We start from the raw sequence: 16,431 nt of genomic DNA, 5'->3' as shown, positions 1-16,431 counted from the left end.
GTATCTTCAGGACGAGTTGCAATAACGTCTTCTGGTAAAAGGGCTGTTATAGCACGATTGAGTAGATTCCCTTGTAATGCTCTATCTTTCGCATCGTCTATAGAGCAAAGTAAATATACAGCATATTGCAAATCACCAAACTCTCCTTTTTCCTGATTATAGATAACATTCTTCCGCATTATTAAACATTCAAGATAATCAAAATATAATGTTTCTTGATAAGAACAATGCTCAAAATAGTACTCAAACTTTTCTATAGCGCTGGTATAGATTTGACTACGTTTGTACACTATCGCCTGTGCTTTAATGACAGCATTGCTAGGCTCACGCTCAAATAAAATTTTTAAGATCTCTCGACTAATCTGTAAATGTTCACTTTTTTCAATCTTCGATAAATACCGACTGACTAATTCAGAAATATTCATCGACGCTTGATGCTTGAGTTTGAATAAAATACATTGCTCTAACCAAGCATAATTTTTTGCATGCCCCTGATAGTGAGGGATAAATACTGTTTCAATCAATTCAACCAATTCTAAAGCAACGCCAATTTCCTCAGATGAATTGATAGAAAATTCCCATTTTTGTGGAATAGTCACACTAAATAAGCGAGAGAAAAACCCCGAATTAAGATCAGCTTTTTCTTGAGTAACTAACATCAACATATCTTCTGGAGTAAGTGTATGTTTTTGAGTTTTAATTCTATCTAGTCGTACTTTAAGTAATTTAAAATTCATATATCCCCCTAATTTTTTGAATTTTCAGATAATTTACTATTTTAGACATCAGAATTATATTACTTAAAATTGAAAAAGTACTAGTGTATTAAAAATAATAAAATTATTGATTTATTTATATATTTTCATTAGCTGAATTGACTAAACCCACCCTTAATTTTATCATTCAACTGCTGACCTACATTGTCAGTCGGTTTTAGCAGACCGTTTCATACAGCGCATCAGGGTTTATTCTTCTGAGTATCTCTTATGCGTAAAACCTTCTCGTCCCCCTTTGCGGTAGAACGGGAGGGGGACGCGTCCGCGCGTGCTGGTTCTGTATGTCCAGTCTGCTAACCCCTTTTCGTTCTGCCACCATTATTTAGCAGTAAGTTGGTAGAGCTTCTTAATACATACAGGAGTAGTCGCCATGACTAAACTTTTTCTATCTTTATTGTTTTTCCTAAAACGATTTTGTATTCCTCTATTGCATTAACAGCATTCATAAATTTTTTGCTTATTTGACTAATCTAAACGCTGTCTAGCCTTGGAAAGCTTTGTCACATCTACACTTTAGTTCATTCAGCAAAATTTATTACACATCAAATAACACAATAAAAAATTAGGGGAAATGATGAAAATTCAAACTTCACTTGCACTCATCTCTGTTGCATTAATGGCTTCAGGTTGTGCCAGCAAAACCGAACGTCAATTTATCAGTGGTTGTAAAACAGGTGGCATTGATGGCAGTACCTGTTCATGTATTTACGACAAACTTGAAAATAAATATGGGGAAGATGGGCTTAAAGAAAACCTCTACACCTTGCAGCAAACTGAATCCTTCCAAAAAGATATGGTCAATATTTCCTATCAGTGCATGAAGGAATAACCATGAGAACACTTGCTGGCATCATCTGCATCATTGCAGTGATTTGCTTTTTAGGTTTGCCATTTATTGGCTTCATGATCGTGATGGGACTATTTATCGCATTGGCAAAATATGCAATTGGGGGAAAGTAAATGAATTCAAATATTAAGACATGGGTGATTAGTAGCTACTTGGTGATTGGTTTTTTCTTTGCCATCTATCAACACTTTTGGGGACAGTATAACTACAAGCCATTTACTTACAATTTGGGGCAAGGCTTAGTGTGGCCTGCGGTAATGTTTCCAGTCATCGGTAAAATTGTAGGTGGTATCTTGATCCTATTATTCATTTGGTTCGTTGTTATTCGACCTAAGTTATAACGGAGTGCAATCATGAAAAAAATACTTTCCACAGTAGCACTTTCAACTTTACTGCTCGCTTGTGGCCAAAACAATCAGCCAGCTCAACAAAGTGCTACAGATCAAGCTAAACACAGCTCATCTAATACTGCTACACAAAAGGAGCAATCTAAATATGCTCCATATAGTAAGGAAGAGGTTGAAGCCAAAGTACAAGCTTTAACTCAGATTGTAGAAAATGATACCGAGTATTTGCCTGCTGCGGTCAAACAAGCTCAGTCATTTCTTGAGAGTTGGGAGAAATATCCTGAAGCGCTCAAATCCATGATGGAGTCTGATCTTGATCCAAACAACGCTGAATATAGCAATCATATTCCCATGGAAATGGAACAGCCTGCATTATCTGTTCGTGCTCAAATTACCAGTCGTGAGTCACAATCTGCATTTAATGTACAAGGGGCGATTGAATATATTCTAGAAATCCAGTCGACCAACGATCAACCTTTTGTTTTACAAGGTATGAGTATTAATCGTGGTCGTTGTGGTTATTACACCGCTGACTTTCATAGCAAGATGCCTGTACAAATGAGTTATAGTTCTACGGTATCGTATTTGTTGAAATGCCGTGGTGATCAGGTACTTGAAGCTGAATTGATAACCGATCAAGGGAGTTTGAGTCTTACATTTTAAAGCTGTAGACATTTTAAAACACTATCAATAACGAGAGCACTTTTAATGATTCAGTGCTCTCCATTGTCATTAAGATTATTCAATCCCTCTACGGTTTTTAGAATTAAACTGCCCTGTACCAAAACTACGCATGTTTGACTTATCTTTTCCCCTCGGATGCTGCTGCACTTTTTCTCCATTCACTAGATAAGGGGCAACATAATTAAGAAAGTTAAAAACTTCATGCTCAATATCACGATGAATCATACCAATGCCTAATGTTCCCATCGCTTTATATGTATCCATATAGTCGGGATGGTTACAGTTAAAAATATAACCACAGCCATGAGTAATCTGCTCCCAAGACTCACCTACCCACTGCCCCATTTCAAAACCACTTCGATGTACATTCCCATCGTACATAAGCAGAAGATGGCAGTGATAGCCTTTGCTAACACCATGCTCTAATGCCCATGCATAACCCTGCAAAGCATTAAAGCAAGTATCCTGATCTGCGATTCGACGAAGCAAAGTGTCTAATGCTTTGTTAAATGCCTGAATGTTGTATAAGGCTTGATATTCCTGAAGAATGGATAAATCCACACGTACAACTAATAGTCTTGCATAATGATTGATCAATGAGGATGTATAGTCGAATAGGCTTTGCTGATTCTTTAATTCACGTTGTTGAAAATCTATCAGTTGCTGTTTTACACAGCCTGATAATGACTGGATGTAAGTCAAAATATGCCAGACGGTCATCTCATCCAAACAGACTATACAATCATAGTCTGCCTGTGGCATTAGACTGAGTGTGTGATCAACGATGTTCACCACCTCAATGAATATCTGCACTGTATTGCAATAGAAAAAATTAGCGTTATAGATTGGCTTAAATGACTGAACTAATTTTTGTAGGTCTATCATCAGGTTTTGATGATATAGATCATAGCTACCCAAGCATACTTCTTGAATGAAATGGTCTACTGCTGCCAATACTTCTGCTTCATGGTAAAGCTGATCATATGGATTATTTTGAAATTGAACATTTTGGTACATTTAGGTTCTCACTGAAACATAAGGTTCATATGTAAGTGAGGAATATATTTTTTTACTGATCTTAATTCTAAAGCAGTATGCTGTAGTCATCCTGCTCTACTGAATATGCTCATAGACTTTGGAACATACTATAGGGTTAGTTCTGCATGTTTTTAGTGACTTGATATGGATACGTTATCTATAGCCCATTTGAGTATGGGCTATACTGAACTAAGCAACTCATTGTACTTACTTAACTAGATAAGATATTGTTTATATTATTAATATATTACTTATAGATAATAATATAAGATACCTGTTAATTACCTTAAGCTATTGCCTCGGTAAGATCATTGAACCATATGATACTAACCATCGATATATCCAAAGATATATCGAAATTTGCTTAGGCTAAAGTTACGCCAATATAGTTAAATATTAACTAAGCAATCTACCCCCCTGCATTCCACAGGAAGCAAACCAAAATCTTGTAATTGCTGTAAACTTGGTGAGTCAAAAGAACTGAAATTTGAATCATGATTTTTGTGTTTTCGACACTCGGAGAAATCATCATCTGCTTCATCCAATAAGCAAAACTCATTTGCTCGTAGGGTTGGATCAATCATAAAAATGCAGCTATATGTTTGTTGATGATATGAACGAGGCATAATACTGAAAGGCTTCAACTGCTTAATATTACTTTGCTTAGCAAGGAACGGATAAAGCTTATTGTTTGCAATCAATGTCAGTAAAAAACTAATTAAGAAGGTAACACTTTGAATTTCTTGTTCGAAGAATCTACTCAAATCGCGATCATTTATCTGAAGCAAAGAACTTAGCTTAAGGTTTTTTTCAAGCCTCTTGAGATCATATACTTCTACAACATCAAAATTTAGTAATAATTGCTTCAATCTAGTTGAGGAGGAATATAACTCTAAACTCCACTGTTCCAAATAACACTGAAATAATGCGCAAGCCATCGAAGCGTTAGCAAAATTATTCGACTTGGTGTTCAACTCATTATAGCTAATTAGTTCTTTCAACCACGACTGAGCTAAAGGGTATTTTTTTAATTCAAAGTAACCACTCAATAAATTAAGCACAAGCTCCTTTTCTAAATCATCCTGAGCCATTCTGGATGAATGTTCAAAATTGAATACCGTTCGCTGGCATAAGCGATCACTCAATATTCTTGGTTCATGCTGTATCAAACTGATATATGTTGAATGTGGATCTTGTCTAAAATTTAAATAATAGTCCAATTCTCTATTAAAGGTTTTAAACAACTGAAGTAAACGACCTACCCGTTGTACTTCAAAAAGCTGAGTGGGTTTACTTTTCTCAATATAAAATCGACCATATCGAGCTTTATCCCCCCAAAGCTCATGCGATAAGTTGAGTGCGTAAAATGGATTCATTCGACTGATAATCTTGCTTGATTGAGTACCATCGACTCGTGTACGTATTAATCCCTGTTGCTTTAATTTTTTGATACACCGAAAGATCGCATCTTTAGACAGTCCTGTTTTATGCTTTAATTTATGAATTCCGCATTTATTGGTAATTCCAAATTGATTACTATGTCTAACCAATACCATTAATACCAATGCCGTTTTGAAATCTATTTTTCTAAATAATATCGGTTTAGTATGTTGTAAGTGATGTACATAAAAGTCATTTAATTTGGTATCGACAAGGTGAAAAAAAAGAGCCTTCAGCGGAAGTTCATGATTCATCATCTTAGAGAACCATCGCTCTTTCTCAAAATCACCTATCGTTTTTACACTCCCCCAAAGACCAAACATTTCAATATCTATTCTTACAAATTCTTTGCAAGATTTTTCATCAATTCCTCTAACAATTATTTGATGCTCTTGTAATTCATTCAGCGTAGTCTGCAATTTTTTATCATGAAATACAAACTCCTTTGCACTCATTGCAGATGTTAAACAAAATTCTTGCCCTCCATACATTTGAATTATTTGGAGCAATAACCATCGTGCTATTGGAGTCAGAGTAACAGGGGAAAATTCGTGTGCAAGTAAAAAAAGTAAAAATCTATCTTCCATGAATCTATCGAACACTACCCACTTGTAATTTCACAAATATGGATGATAAAACTCAAATACGCAACCATTAAAATTTAGTAAATATTAATTTAACATTATAGTTAACATTAACTTACTAATAAGTTAATATTATTCTTGTTATTAATTTCATAAGAATGCTCATCATGACAAGACCATACGAACATTTTGAAAATTGGATGAAGAAAGACAGTAAAGCGAAGGAAGATTTCATCCAAAAAAATAAAGATGCATGGAGCAAATTAACCCCAAAACAATTTACAGTGTCTATATCCCAACCCCAAATCCTATTCGGTTATGATCAAGAAAAAGCCATACTTTCAACAAAAGAATTTGTCGCCGCATCTAAAGATTTCTATGAAACCATTCGTAAAAAATTTAGGGAGCACAAGCACCAAACCTCTAAACAGCACAAAAGCCGTATTCAGGCAAGAATAAGTAAAAGCTCAACATCCAAGCTTGAACAAATCAAAAAAAAGCTTGAACATAGCAGTGCTTCAGGGACACTTGAACATGTCATTAATAGTTTTGATGAAGACAAATTAAAGCAACAAATTCAAATTAATAAATTACAGGAACAAATTCAAAAACTGCGAGATTTTGAAGCGTATCTAAATAGTAAGCACAAATTAGAGCTTGAGACAGCACATGCACTCAATGAGAAAATTCAGGATTACTTATTCAGCCAATGGGTTTCAACCCAGCAAAAATTGGAAGTCCTAGAAAACCAATTTCCGAATGAAGATGACCTTGACCAAATTTATGCTTCTCAAACTGACGAAGAAAAGGAGAACTCTCGTAGGATAATAAAATCAAATTTACAATCTGATTTTAATAACAACCTTCTCCGCATAAAAGCGACACTAGAACTCAAACCAGAAACCACAAATCCCCTTCATACAACTCTTTCGCCTATTTCCGAAAACGATTACCCACTTATTTATCCACGACCTTCAGGATTTACTAAACAAGGGGAAATTATTCATGATGGCATAGAGGAAAAAACTGATAACAAACAGAGAGCTGTGCCAAAGTACCTTACAAACCCAATAAAACCATTCACCAACAAATAAGCTTAAATTGAATTCAATATTTCCTCCAACATTTCAGGTTGCCCCCTCAACCAATGGATGATCGTTTCATCCAAATAGGCAGTATTGTTATATGGCAAGTTGTATTCCAGATCCTTCAGCATAACTGAAGGATTTTTAGAGTGAAGGATTCTGTCTAGCTTTTTAAGTTGCTCTTGAAGTTTAGTTATTTTTTTAGCTTTTACAGTAGATGATGCTTTTTTACGTTTTATTAAATTATCTGGCCGTGATTCAAACATAGGGACATCATCTTGTTCAAGTTTTTGAAGCTCATCCTGCATGCGAGTAATTTCAGACTTGATCCAAATGACATCATCTTTTTCAAATTCTTTGATCAATATAGGAATAATTGATGTAACCGCCTGAGTTGGATTATCCCATTTACGACCGCGTTGAACTACCTGCTCACGTAAAACTCTGCATATTATTTCTCGTCTTGGGTACAAGCTTTTTGTATGTTTTTCCATTGCTGCTTTTGTTGCTTTAGCTTGCCTTTCAAGAGCCGTATTATAAATTAAATATATCCTCCCTCCCAATACAGCAACATACGTCATTAAAATATTTGAGTAACGTTTTTTTTGGAGCGTCTTTTTCAACTGCTCCATATCTTCTCTTAAGCTATTGATCTGTACTAGAAGTTCAAAAACTTGGTCTGGCTTGAAAGGAATCAATTTAATATCATCCCCCCCCTCTATAAGACTTAATGCTTGCTCACTGTGTCGAAAATCATTTTCTTTCATACGGAGCATGATTTTGTCTGTCATTGCTGCATATAATGGATTTCCCAATTCTTCCTCTAAATCACACTGATAGTAGTAACAAAAATTCTCAAGAATGTTCTGTTCGAGCAACGTTAGATCTGAAATTATTTTCGAATCCATAATTATTTAATTCCTTATATTACAAAACATTATAACAGGATAATGCTAATATTCTTTTATACATGAGTACTGCTCTACCTTAAACCTTTTCTAAATTTTATAGTTACCTCATAAACTAATAGAACTACTTTTTTAATGATTCGTGTTAATCTCAGATTGATAATTAAAGTTAAAAAATAGTTCTTTTATCTATTTGTTATGATTACAAAAGGATCAAAGATATGGGCTATTTAACATCTAAAGAAATTCGCAAAAAACTAAAGGATTGCTCCGCATCAACTTTATGGCGCTATCAGCAACCCAATCAAAAAATGTTCGAGCAACCAATGCCTCAACCTATTAAGAAATGTGCAGGTTCTAGTAGTCTTTGGGATGAAGGTACTTTTAACGAATGGTTAGTCAAATATTTCAATAACAACCAATTCAGTAATCTGTCTAGCTAGACAGATTACTTAACTTTTTCCACCATTTTTTATAAGCTTTCGACATCTCTTTTTGATAATCATAATAGTCATATGTCCCCTGTTCCCCAGGCATCACATGTCCAACCATCAGTTCCGCAACATCCCTACTTGTAAACGCACTGAAATTTGTCCTTGCTGTACGCCGTAAATCATGCATAGACCAATGATCCATTTCAATTTTATAATTCTTCCTTGCAAATTGCATGAAGTTATAAGGGGTATCTGTTGGCCCACTACGCCCCATTGGCTCTTTGCCATTTTCATGTGGGAAAATGTATTCAGAATTACTCAAATCCATTGCAGACTGAAGCCACGGTTTGATCTCATCAATAATAGGTCGAACAATGTCCCCTTTACTTTCTCCTGTCTTATGATTTTCATACGGTACTGTCCATCTATTTTTACTAAAATCAAAATCTGATTTCCTTGCAAGCCTCAACTCACTATATCGATTACCATAAAACAAACATAACTTGAGAAATAAAACATTCCTTAATGATGTTCTAGACTCATCACAAATTTTAAAAATTAAAGACAACTCATCATCTTGTAATACTCGAACAGTTTTATTTTTCTTAATATTCAAGTCACGTTTGCCTGTGATATGTCTTATCGGATTTTGCTCAATTAATTTTCGATTAATCCCCCAATCCAAACACTGCTTTGTATTCGTAAGAATGCGATCAGTTATCGATGGCGACTGTTTAAATTGCTCTTCTAGTAAATCTAACCACATATGTAATGTGATTTGCTCAGCAGGTATGCTACCTAACTTTGGGAAAACATAAAGTTCAAATGATCTCAAATATTGATCTGCATTCTTTTTATTAGGAATACTATATTTCGCATGCCACTCACGAAATAACGCTTCAAAAGTTATAGCCTCTGTGATCTTGTGAAGCTCTACTTTTTTATGAATACGTGGGTCATGTCCCTTTTCTAAAATTGCTTTCATTTTCTGCAATTCAATACGAGCTTCTTTAAGGCTCATATTTGGATAGGTTCCCAAATCTAAACGAGCTTGCTTATCGTTATATCGAAAACGCATCTGAAAAGTGAGCTTTCCTTTTTGCGATACACGAACGCTCAATCCATCTTGATCAGGCTCTGTATGTATAGCTGAACGTTCACGATCTAAATTCTTCTTCAGCCAAGTATCTGTTAAAGGCATTTTACTCCACCTGTGTACATATTTTTTTCAAGTAGCTAATTCTAGAAAATATGTACACACATATGTACACAAACATACTGACTAGACTTGAAATCTATTGAACGGGGTTGAAAGATATATCAGATAAAGAATATCAATATTTTTATATTTTTACAGCACTTACAATAATTTTATTATTATATTTGAAATAGGTTGAATGGGCTTGAATAGATATCAAATATTTGGGTGGGAAATAATAGCAAATGTGCGTCGTTGAGCGACCTGTGCCGCTAACTCATCTTTAAAACTCATGAAATACACCTACTGCGGAGACTGCAGTGCCAAAGATCTAAAGTCGATCAAAATAAAAATTGGCGTAATTGTAGCAGATTTATAGGTACTGTTTAGAGATTGTTGAGTTGTTGGCCCGTGTTTTCATATTTGAAATAACTTTGGTGAAAATATAAAAATTCGGGCCGTCACACCAATAAAAAAGCCTGTCCAATATAAACAGGCTTTTACGAGTGAACTTAAAAAACTTATGCCAATTTCTTTTCTTCAATAAAATGAACATCGGCAATTTGGGCATCCCAAAACTCAGTCCACAACGCACAATAATCAAGACATAGTTTGGTCAAGCTTTCATAATCATCTTTGGTAATCGCTTGTGCTAATGCAAACCACAAGTCGTCTTGATGATCATCATCAGCAGCTTCTGCTGTTTCATCTGTTGAGACGCCGTGGACGTGATAATAACCACCACCCTCAACATCAATATTAACGAACTTGGTGGCTTGTCTTAATGGCGGGCTAAAAAGAATAACCTCTTCTTCTGCTACAGCCAATAAAGCCACTACATTCATATAGCTATCATAAGAAGCTTCTAAAAATGTTCTCACCTGATCTGCAATTTTTGAAGGTTTATAATTACGGCGGTCGTCCTCAGACAAACCGTAGTCATTTAATAAATCTTCATATAATGGATAATGTGCGTATTCAGGGTTTCCTAAATAATAATTATCTTTACCCAAACCCGGTCTAAAACCAAATTCATCTAATATATTTAGGCTTAATAACACACGTGGAAACATTTTGGCGCCAGAGTGAAGCTTTGGTTCCAATTGCTTTGTTAAAAACTGTGCCTGTAATAAAGCATCAGTAAAAATTTGTACGATGGCATGACGATATTCTAAATGAATACGTGTCAAGGTTTGTTTATCAAGATAACCGTTATTTAATATTTCAATGGCTGGATGATGACTTACTGGTAAATGTGCAATTCTATTCCTTAACTGTTTGAGAAATTGTAAGTTTTCTTCCCACTGTTGGGCAGAAATACTATTTTTCATACCTTGTAATGCTTTTTGTCTTGGATTATCAAAGTCTTCAAATTTTTTTGACATAATCATTCTCAATAAAAAGTTTTTCTTATAGTTAAGCTAAGGCTTATCCCTCTATTTCCATTTCGCACTCAATTGCTAAAAGGATAAATTCCATATACCCATACTTAACGAGTCGATATTATGTTTATTATCTCAACAAATCAATGGATTAATTAATATTATTTAAAAAAGTAAACTATTGCCAATAAAAAATATATATTATTGTTTTTTAAAATAAACCAAACTATTGAATAAATATAATTTTTTAAATATCATAAAATAAGTTTTATTTAAGCTTTCATACTTTACAATAGCAAAGTTAATCAAAAAATATCTATGACGGGGCAACCAATGTCAAAAAGAGAAACGATTATAACAACAGCAATGACCCTTTTTAATCAGAAAAGTTATACCTCAATTGGGGTAGACAAAATTATTGCTGAGTCCAATGTTGCAAAAATGACTTTCTATAAGTACTTCTCTTCTAAAGAAGTTTTAATTGAAGAATGCCTTCAGCGAAGAATTTTGGAAGTGCAGGCTTCTTTACTAGAAAAGGTAAACCGCGCACATGATCCGTTAAATAAACTTAAAAATGTTTTTAACTGGTATATAGACTGGATTAACACTGAAGATTTTTATGGTTGTTTATTTAAAAAAGCGACTATAGAAGTTTTACAAATGTATCCATCCATTAAAAGCCAAGTGAACCAATATAGACAATGGATTTACGACTTAGTAGTCTCTATGTTTTTAGAGCTAGAAATTGAAGATCCAACAGTTCTAAGCAGCCTTTTTCTAAATATTATTGATGGACTTATTATTGATGGCACCATTAATAAACCAGAAATTAATGCTGAAAGAACATGGTCTTATATAAATAAACTCATTGAGCTTGAAACAACGCAGAGCTGTGCGGCTGCGTAAATAGATTTAATTATTTATGATGCTATCTCATAAATAAACCTTGTTTTAACCCATACGAAAGCTTGAATACATACTCTTTTACATGAACAGACTTGTTTCATCTTTTTAGCTATATATAGATTAGGCCGTTATGTTTTAAATGCATAGCGGCCTTATTTTATATAAGCTCAAGCTTTTCTTAAAAAAAATTTATTAATAAAACTCTAATGTTAGTTAAGCTCATCTATTTAATTAATTAATCACTAAGAAAAATACTTTTTAAAATATATTGCAATAACAGTTCTCTATTATCAGCCTTTGTTTCATCTAGCAGTTGAATAATGGCACCATCAATTACAAATAAAAACATATGAGCATCTTTTTTAGTAGCATCGTTCTTCGCTGTTAAAAGCAATTTATAAACTTCATCAATTAACCATTGACGGTACTGTATAACCACTTGATAGGCTGTAGGGTAAATTTTTTCAATTTCAAAAATAGCTCTAAATGGCAAATAATAATGCCCTTCCAGATTGACATGTAAAAAGAATATTTCCTTTAACTTTTCACGCACCACTAAATCTTTTTGTGTGTAAATAATTGAGAAGACTTTTTCTTTTAAAGCATCTTTTTGAAAGTTTAAACTCATTTCAATAAGCCGCTCTTTAGACTGAAAATATTTATAAAACGTGGTTTTGGTCACTTCCGCTTCTTCTACAATGCGGTCTACACCAACGTTGTGAAAACCATGGTCATTAAAAAGATAACGAGATGTATGAAGCACACTTAACGCGCGAAATGAGAGATCTGAATATGGCATATATGTACCGTTATAAAATAATTTGTTGTTGTGTCTAAATGAGATAAAACAGCCGCAACTTTTACTCTAGGCAAAAAAAGCATGTAAAGGCCCCAAAGATGGCCCTAAGGCATCTCAAGTTTTATTGTTGATATGATTTTTTAGTCGTGACGAACTAAAGCCTGAAAACTCGAAAGTGATCAAACAACGCTAAAGACTAATCGGGAGGTGTAAAAAAAGTATGCACAGCCAACTCCTTATATGGGGAGTTCTGCCAAAGCATTAATAAAGAATTATGGTGGCAGAACGAAAGAGGGTTGACAGACTGGTACGACGCCAGCACACCCGAAGGTGTCCCTCTCCCGTCCTACCGCTACGGGAGGAGACGAGGAGCTTACACACAGAACTATCCCTCAGACGGGAAAACTCTGATGCGGTCGTATGTGGTCTGTCAAAACCACCTGGCAATGTAGGCCAGCAGGCAAAGGATAATCTGAGAGTTTAGAAGTGTCAATGTGGAATTTATGACAAGTTTTCAAAATTCTTATTATTTTTCATTAGATTAACTAAATTATTATTTTAGATATTATATAAAGTTGTAATTTTAAAATTTATCACAAGTTCGTTAAACAAAATGAGCGCCTTGTGACTGAATCAATTGCCCTACATTTACAGGCATTCCTAACAAGTAACCTTGGAACTGCTGACAGCCTAAACGCGTTAAAATTTCGACTTGCTGCTGAGTTTCCACCCCTTCGGCTGTTACGGTTAAACCTAACTTTTTCGCCAAATGAATAATACTTTCTAAAATGACTTCTTCTTTGGAGCCCGGTTTTAAATCGACAATAAAACCACGGTCAATTTTAAGCTCATCGACTGGTAAGTCTTTTAAATATAAGAAGCTTGAGTGCCCTGTTCCAAAGTCATCAATTGCGACACGAATGCCCATATCACGCAGCCGCTCACAAGCACGAATGCTTAAGTCGATATGCCGCATTGCAGTTGATTCAGTAATTTCAATAATGAGGTGATGAGGCTTAATTTGGTATTTTTTTAACAAGCCTTCGAGGGTACTAAAGAGCTTTTTATTTTCAAACTGCAAAGCCGATAAATTGACTGCGATTGGATAAAACTGCGTATTGCTGCGTTCCCATTCCTGAATTTGCTGGCAAGCTTGTTCAAGCGCCCAATATCCCATTGGAATAATTAAACCCGTCTTTTCCGCGCCACCAATAAACATGTGTGGTGTCAGCATACCTAAAGATGGATGATTCCAGCGAATGAGCGCCTCAACCCCACAAATCTCAAGATTGGTATTAAACTTCGGTTGGTAATAGAGAACAAATTGTTTTTCTTCGACTGCTTTATATAAATCATTGATCAGTTTTGACTGACTTCTGGTTTCTTGTTGGTGGGTTGAATAACTAAAGACGGTGTAAGTATTGCGGCCCTGCTCTTTAGACATCAGCATGGCAGCATCGGCATTCATTAGCAGGTCTTGAACATTCTGCCCATGTTCAGGGAACAATGCGATGCCAAGGCTTGCCGAAATATTAATTTCTTTACCGGAAATCTGGTAACTGTCTTGAATAAGCTGCAATACTTTTTCAGCAAGTTGCATTGCCTCTTCAGTATCGGTATTTTCAGCTATTAATAAAAACTCATCACCGCCAATCCTAAGCAACTTACACTTTTCATTGAGTTGCCAATGTAAGCGATTGGCCATTTGTATAAGGAGTTGATCACCAATGTGGTGACCAAAGGCATCATTTACCGATTTAAAACGGTCTAAATCAATATAGAGAAAAGCAATTTTCTGGTCTTTATAACGATGATCTGATAAAAGAACTTCTGCGTAATCAACTAAATAAAGTCGGTTTGGTAATTTAGTTAAGTTATCTTGAATGGAGAGATTGGCGAGTTCTTTATTGGCTTTACGGAGTTCTAAATTTCGTTGGTTCAGTCGTTGTTCCAGCACGGCGACAATAAAACTCGCGACCAGCACCAGACATGTAACCAGAATAATAGTAAACAGCAACAGGTCATGTTCAGCCTGATATTGGCTCACAAATTTATCGGTAATATTGGTCGCAATGAGTGCCGTATAGTGCATGCCCATAATGCTTAAAGTCATCATGACTGCAAAAGCGAGTTTTAAACTTACTCGATTACGCTCGCTCTCTTTTAATTTATAGGCCAACAAAAAAGCTAGACCTGAACCACTCATGGCAATTAAGACAGAAAATAAAATGAGAAATGAGGTGTAATCTTTCTTATAAATATCAATATTCCAGCCCAGCATACTTACATAATATGAAGCTGAAATACCAATGCCCATAATGACTGAGCTTAAAACCAACCTAAATAATGGTAGTGTAAAACGGGAAGTGAGCCAAATTGCCACACAAGAAAGTACAGCACTAATACCAAAAGAAAGCGTAATTAAAGAAAGATTAGCGTTGGCAGTTTCAAATAAATGATAAGCATGCATGCCAACAATATGGACAATACTAATAGCCGCAGCGAGTAATAATCCATTAAATAATAAAATAAGCGGTTCAATCTTTTGATAGGCTTGCTTAAATATTAGTTGCTCCATGGAAATCACAATATAGCAAATAGCGCCAGCCGCAATAAAAGAGCCGACGATCAATGTGCTATCGTAATCAACATGACCCATATTGGACTTCCATGATTATTCAATACTTTTTTTTATTTTGTTCAATTCATTGCACAAAATACAATTAAACACGTTAAAGAAAAATAGTAAATTCGACTTTTTTGGTCAGTTATAAACAATAACATTATCTAACATTTGGTCAAGTATTTTTTACTTTAGAAATCAATAAAGTAAACAAAAATTAAGCATCCAATTATATGAAAAATATAGGATTTCTTAAATCTAGGTCAATTGACCTTAATGATGTTTTTTTAAGCTTATTTTAGCTGCTCTAAAATAAAAAAACCCTGCATGAAGCAGGGTCTTTTTAAACAATAGAAAAGAGTATTAGTTTTTCTCTTTATCTACGATCTTGTTTGCTTGAATCCAAGGCATCATCGCACGTAATTTAGCACCAGTTTGTTCAATACCGTGTGCAGCATTTTGACGACGACGAGCTGTCATAGATGGGTAGTTCAACGCACCTTCTTGGATGAACATCTTCGCGTATTCACCAGATTGAATACGTTTTAATGCATTACGCATAGCTTCACGAGACTGTTCGTTAATTACTTCAGGACCAGTTACGTATTCACCGTACTCAGCGTTGTTAGAAACTGAGTAGTTCATGTCAGCGATACCGCCTTCGAACATCAAGTCAACGATTAACTTAAGTTCGTGTAAGCATTCGAAGTAAGCCATTTCTGGTGCATAACCAGCTTCAACCAAAGTTTCGAAGCCCATTTTAACAAGTTCAACTGCACCACCACAAAGAACTGCTTGCTCACCGAATAAGTCAGTTTCAGTTTCTTCACGGAATGAAGTTTCGATAATACCTGTACGACCACCACCTACGCCAGAAGCGTAAGAAAGTGCAACGTTACGTGCATTACCAGAAGCATCTTGGTGAATCGCAATTAGGTCAGGAACACCTGAACCACGTTGGAATTCAGAACGTACAGTGTGACCAGGAGCTTTAGGCGCAACCATGATTACGTCTAAGTCTTTACGTGGAACAACTTGGTTATATAGAACAGAGAAACCATGAGCAAATGCTAAAGTCGCGCCTTCTTTGATGTTTGGCTCAATCACGTCACGGTAAAGTTGTGATTGGAATTCATCTGGAGTCAAAATCATTACGAGGTCAGCTTGCTTAACTGCTGCTGGAACTTCAGCAACTTTAAGACCAGCGTTTTCAGCTTTCTTCCAAGAAGCTGAACCTGCACGTAAACCTACAGTTACGTCTACGCCTGAGTCTTTAAGGTTAAGTGCATGAGCATGACCTTGAGAACCGTAACCAATAATCGCAACTTTCTTGCCTTGGATGATTGATAAGTCACAGTCTTTATCGTAAAAAATTTGCAT

16 protein-coding genes and 1 pseudogene are annotated in these 16,431 nt (G+C 35.3%); 7 read left to right on the top strand and 10 right to left on the bottom strand.

Annotated elements, in window-relative coordinates; genetic code table 11:
• Positions 1–737, bottom strand: a 737-nt coding sequence (locus J678_RS12645) for a hypothetical protein (RefSeq protein ID WP_032027335.1), incomplete at its 3' end; no start/stop codon positions are given.
• 613 nt (positions 738–1,350) lie between these two features.
• Here J678_RS12645 and J678_RS12640 point away from each other — a divergent pair.
• Genes J678_RS12640 through J678_RS12630 form a run of 4 tightly spaced genes read left to right on the top strand, consistent with a single transcriptional unit; the run spans position 1,351 to position 2,633 of the window.
• Positions 1,351–1,605 (top strand): hypothetical protein, encoded by a 255-nt coding sequence (locus J678_RS12640; RefSeq protein ID WP_005146782.1) that lies wholly within the window; start codon positions 1,351–1,353, stop codon positions 1,603–1,605.
• Positions 1,606–1,607: 2 nt separating this feature from the next.
• A complete protein-coding gene (locus tag J678_RS23935) occupies positions 1,608–1,736 on the top strand; it encodes a hypothetical protein (protein WP_005146783.1) in 129 nt (42 codons plus the stop codon).
• Positions 1,737–1,964: a hypothetical protein gene (locus tag J678_RS12635; RefSeq protein WP_002045549.1), complete on the top strand. Its 228-nt coding sequence runs from the start codon at positions 1,737–1,739 to the stop codon at positions 1,962–1,964.
• Positions 1,965–1,976: 12 nt separating this feature from the next.
• The gene (locus tag J678_RS12630) at positions 1,977–2,633 is read left to right on the top strand and encodes a hypothetical protein (protein ID WP_017393904.1); all 657 of its coding nucleotides are present in this window, start codon (positions 1,977–1,979) and stop codon (positions 2,631–2,633) included.
• A 75-nt stretch (positions 2,634–2,708) separates the two neighbouring features.
• Here J678_RS12630 and J678_RS12625 read toward each other — a convergent pair whose 3' ends face one another.
• Both J678_RS12625 and J678_RS12620 read right to left on the bottom strand, forming a co-directional pair.
• Positions 2,709–3,671: a YagK/YfjJ domain-containing protein gene (locus J678_RS12625; RefSeq protein ID WP_017393905.1), complete on the bottom strand. Its 963-nt coding sequence runs from the start codon at positions 3,669–3,671 to the stop codon at positions 2,709–2,711.
• A gap of 410 nt (positions 3,672–4,081) precedes the next feature.
• Positions 4,082–5,719, bottom strand: coding sequence for a hypothetical protein (locus J678_RS12620; RefSeq protein WP_017393906.1), 1,638 nt, complete (start codon positions 5,717–5,719; stop codon positions 4,082–4,084).
• Positions 5,720–5,883: 164 nt separating this feature from the next.
• Between J678_RS12620 and J678_RS12615 the strand changes: the two genes are divergently transcribed.
• Positions 5,884–6,810 carry a hypothetical protein gene (locus J678_RS12615; RefSeq protein ID WP_032027334.1) on the top strand — a complete coding sequence of 309 codons (927 nt, stop codon included), beginning with the start codon at positions 5,884–5,886 and terminating at the stop codon, positions 6,808–6,810.
• 2 nt (positions 6,811–6,812) lie between these two features.
• Here the strand turns inward: J678_RS12615 and J678_RS12610 are convergent, their stop codons facing one another.
• Positions 6,813–7,709: a hypothetical protein gene (locus J678_RS12610; protein WP_017393908.1), complete on the bottom strand. Its 897-nt coding sequence runs from the start codon at positions 7,707–7,709 to the stop codon at positions 6,813–6,815.
• A 221-nt stretch (positions 7,710–7,930) separates the two neighbouring features.
• Here J678_RS12610 and J678_RS12605 point away from each other — a divergent pair, with 221 nt between their 5' ends.
• The gene (locus J678_RS12605; protein ID WP_017393909.1) at positions 7,931–8,152 is read left to right on the top strand and encodes a hypothetical protein; all 222 of its coding nucleotides are present in this window, start codon (positions 7,931–7,933) and stop codon (positions 8,150–8,152) included.
• Here the strand turns inward: J678_RS12605 and J678_RS12600 are convergent.
• The 3 genes and pseudogenes from J678_RS12600 to J678_RS12595 form a co-directional block, all read right to left on the bottom strand.
• Positions 8,145–9,344 carry a tyrosine-type recombinase/integrase gene (locus J678_RS12600; RefSeq protein ID WP_017393910.1) on the bottom strand — a complete coding sequence of 400 codons (1,200 nt, stop codon included), beginning with the start codon at positions 9,342–9,344 and terminating at the stop codon, positions 8,145–8,147. The two genes, J678_RS12605 and J678_RS12600, sit on opposite strands and share 8 nt — an antisense overlap.
• Before the next feature lie 219 nt (positions 9,345–9,563).
• Positions 9,564–9,635, bottom strand: a pseudogene (locus tag J678_RS24015) (hypothetical protein); the annotation flags it as partial.
• 227 nt (positions 9,636–9,862) lie between these two features.
• Positions 9,863–10,726, bottom strand: a complete 864-nt coding sequence (locus J678_RS12595; RefSeq protein WP_004710645.1) for a hypothetical protein — start codon at positions 10,724–10,726, stop codon at positions 9,863–9,865.
• Between the two features lie 330 nt (positions 10,727–11,056).
• Between J678_RS12595 and J678_RS12590 the strand changes: the two genes are divergently transcribed.
• Positions 11,057–11,629 carry a TetR/AcrR family transcriptional regulator gene (locus tag J678_RS12590; RefSeq protein ID WP_002053226.1) on the top strand — a complete coding sequence of 191 codons (573 nt, stop codon included), beginning with the start codon at positions 11,057–11,059 and terminating at the stop codon, positions 11,627–11,629.
• A gap of 235 nt (positions 11,630–11,864) precedes the next feature.
• Here the strand turns inward: J678_RS12590 and J678_RS12585 are convergent, their stop codons facing one another.
• From J678_RS12585 to ilvC, 3 genes are all read right to left on the bottom strand, one after another.
• Entirely contained in the window at positions 11,865–12,428 is a 564-nt protein-coding gene (locus tag J678_RS12585) for a TetR/AcrR family transcriptional regulator (protein ID WP_002053434.1), read from the bottom strand.
• A gap of 604 nt (positions 12,429–13,032) precedes the next feature.
• Positions 13,033–15,087 carry an EAL domain-containing protein gene (locus J678_RS12580; RefSeq protein ID WP_004710647.1) on the bottom strand — a complete coding sequence of 685 codons (2,055 nt, stop codon included), beginning with the start codon at positions 15,085–15,087 and terminating at the stop codon, positions 13,033–13,035.
• 327 nt (positions 15,088–15,414) lie between these two features.
• Positions 15,415–16,431, bottom strand: coding sequence for a ketol-acid reductoisomerase (gene ilvC, locus J678_RS12575; RefSeq protein ID WP_002053209.1), 1,017 nt, complete (start codon positions 16,429–16,431; stop codon positions 15,415–15,417).

It is taken from the genome of Acinetobacter sp. 1424608 (assembly GCF_000588255.1).
Lineage (GTDB): Bacteria > Pseudomonadota > Gammaproteobacteria > Pseudomonadales > Moraxellaceae > Acinetobacter > Acinetobacter nosocomialis.
The sequence above is the reverse complement of the archived record's forward strand: the minus strand, read 5'-3'. Positions and strand labels throughout refer to the sequence as shown.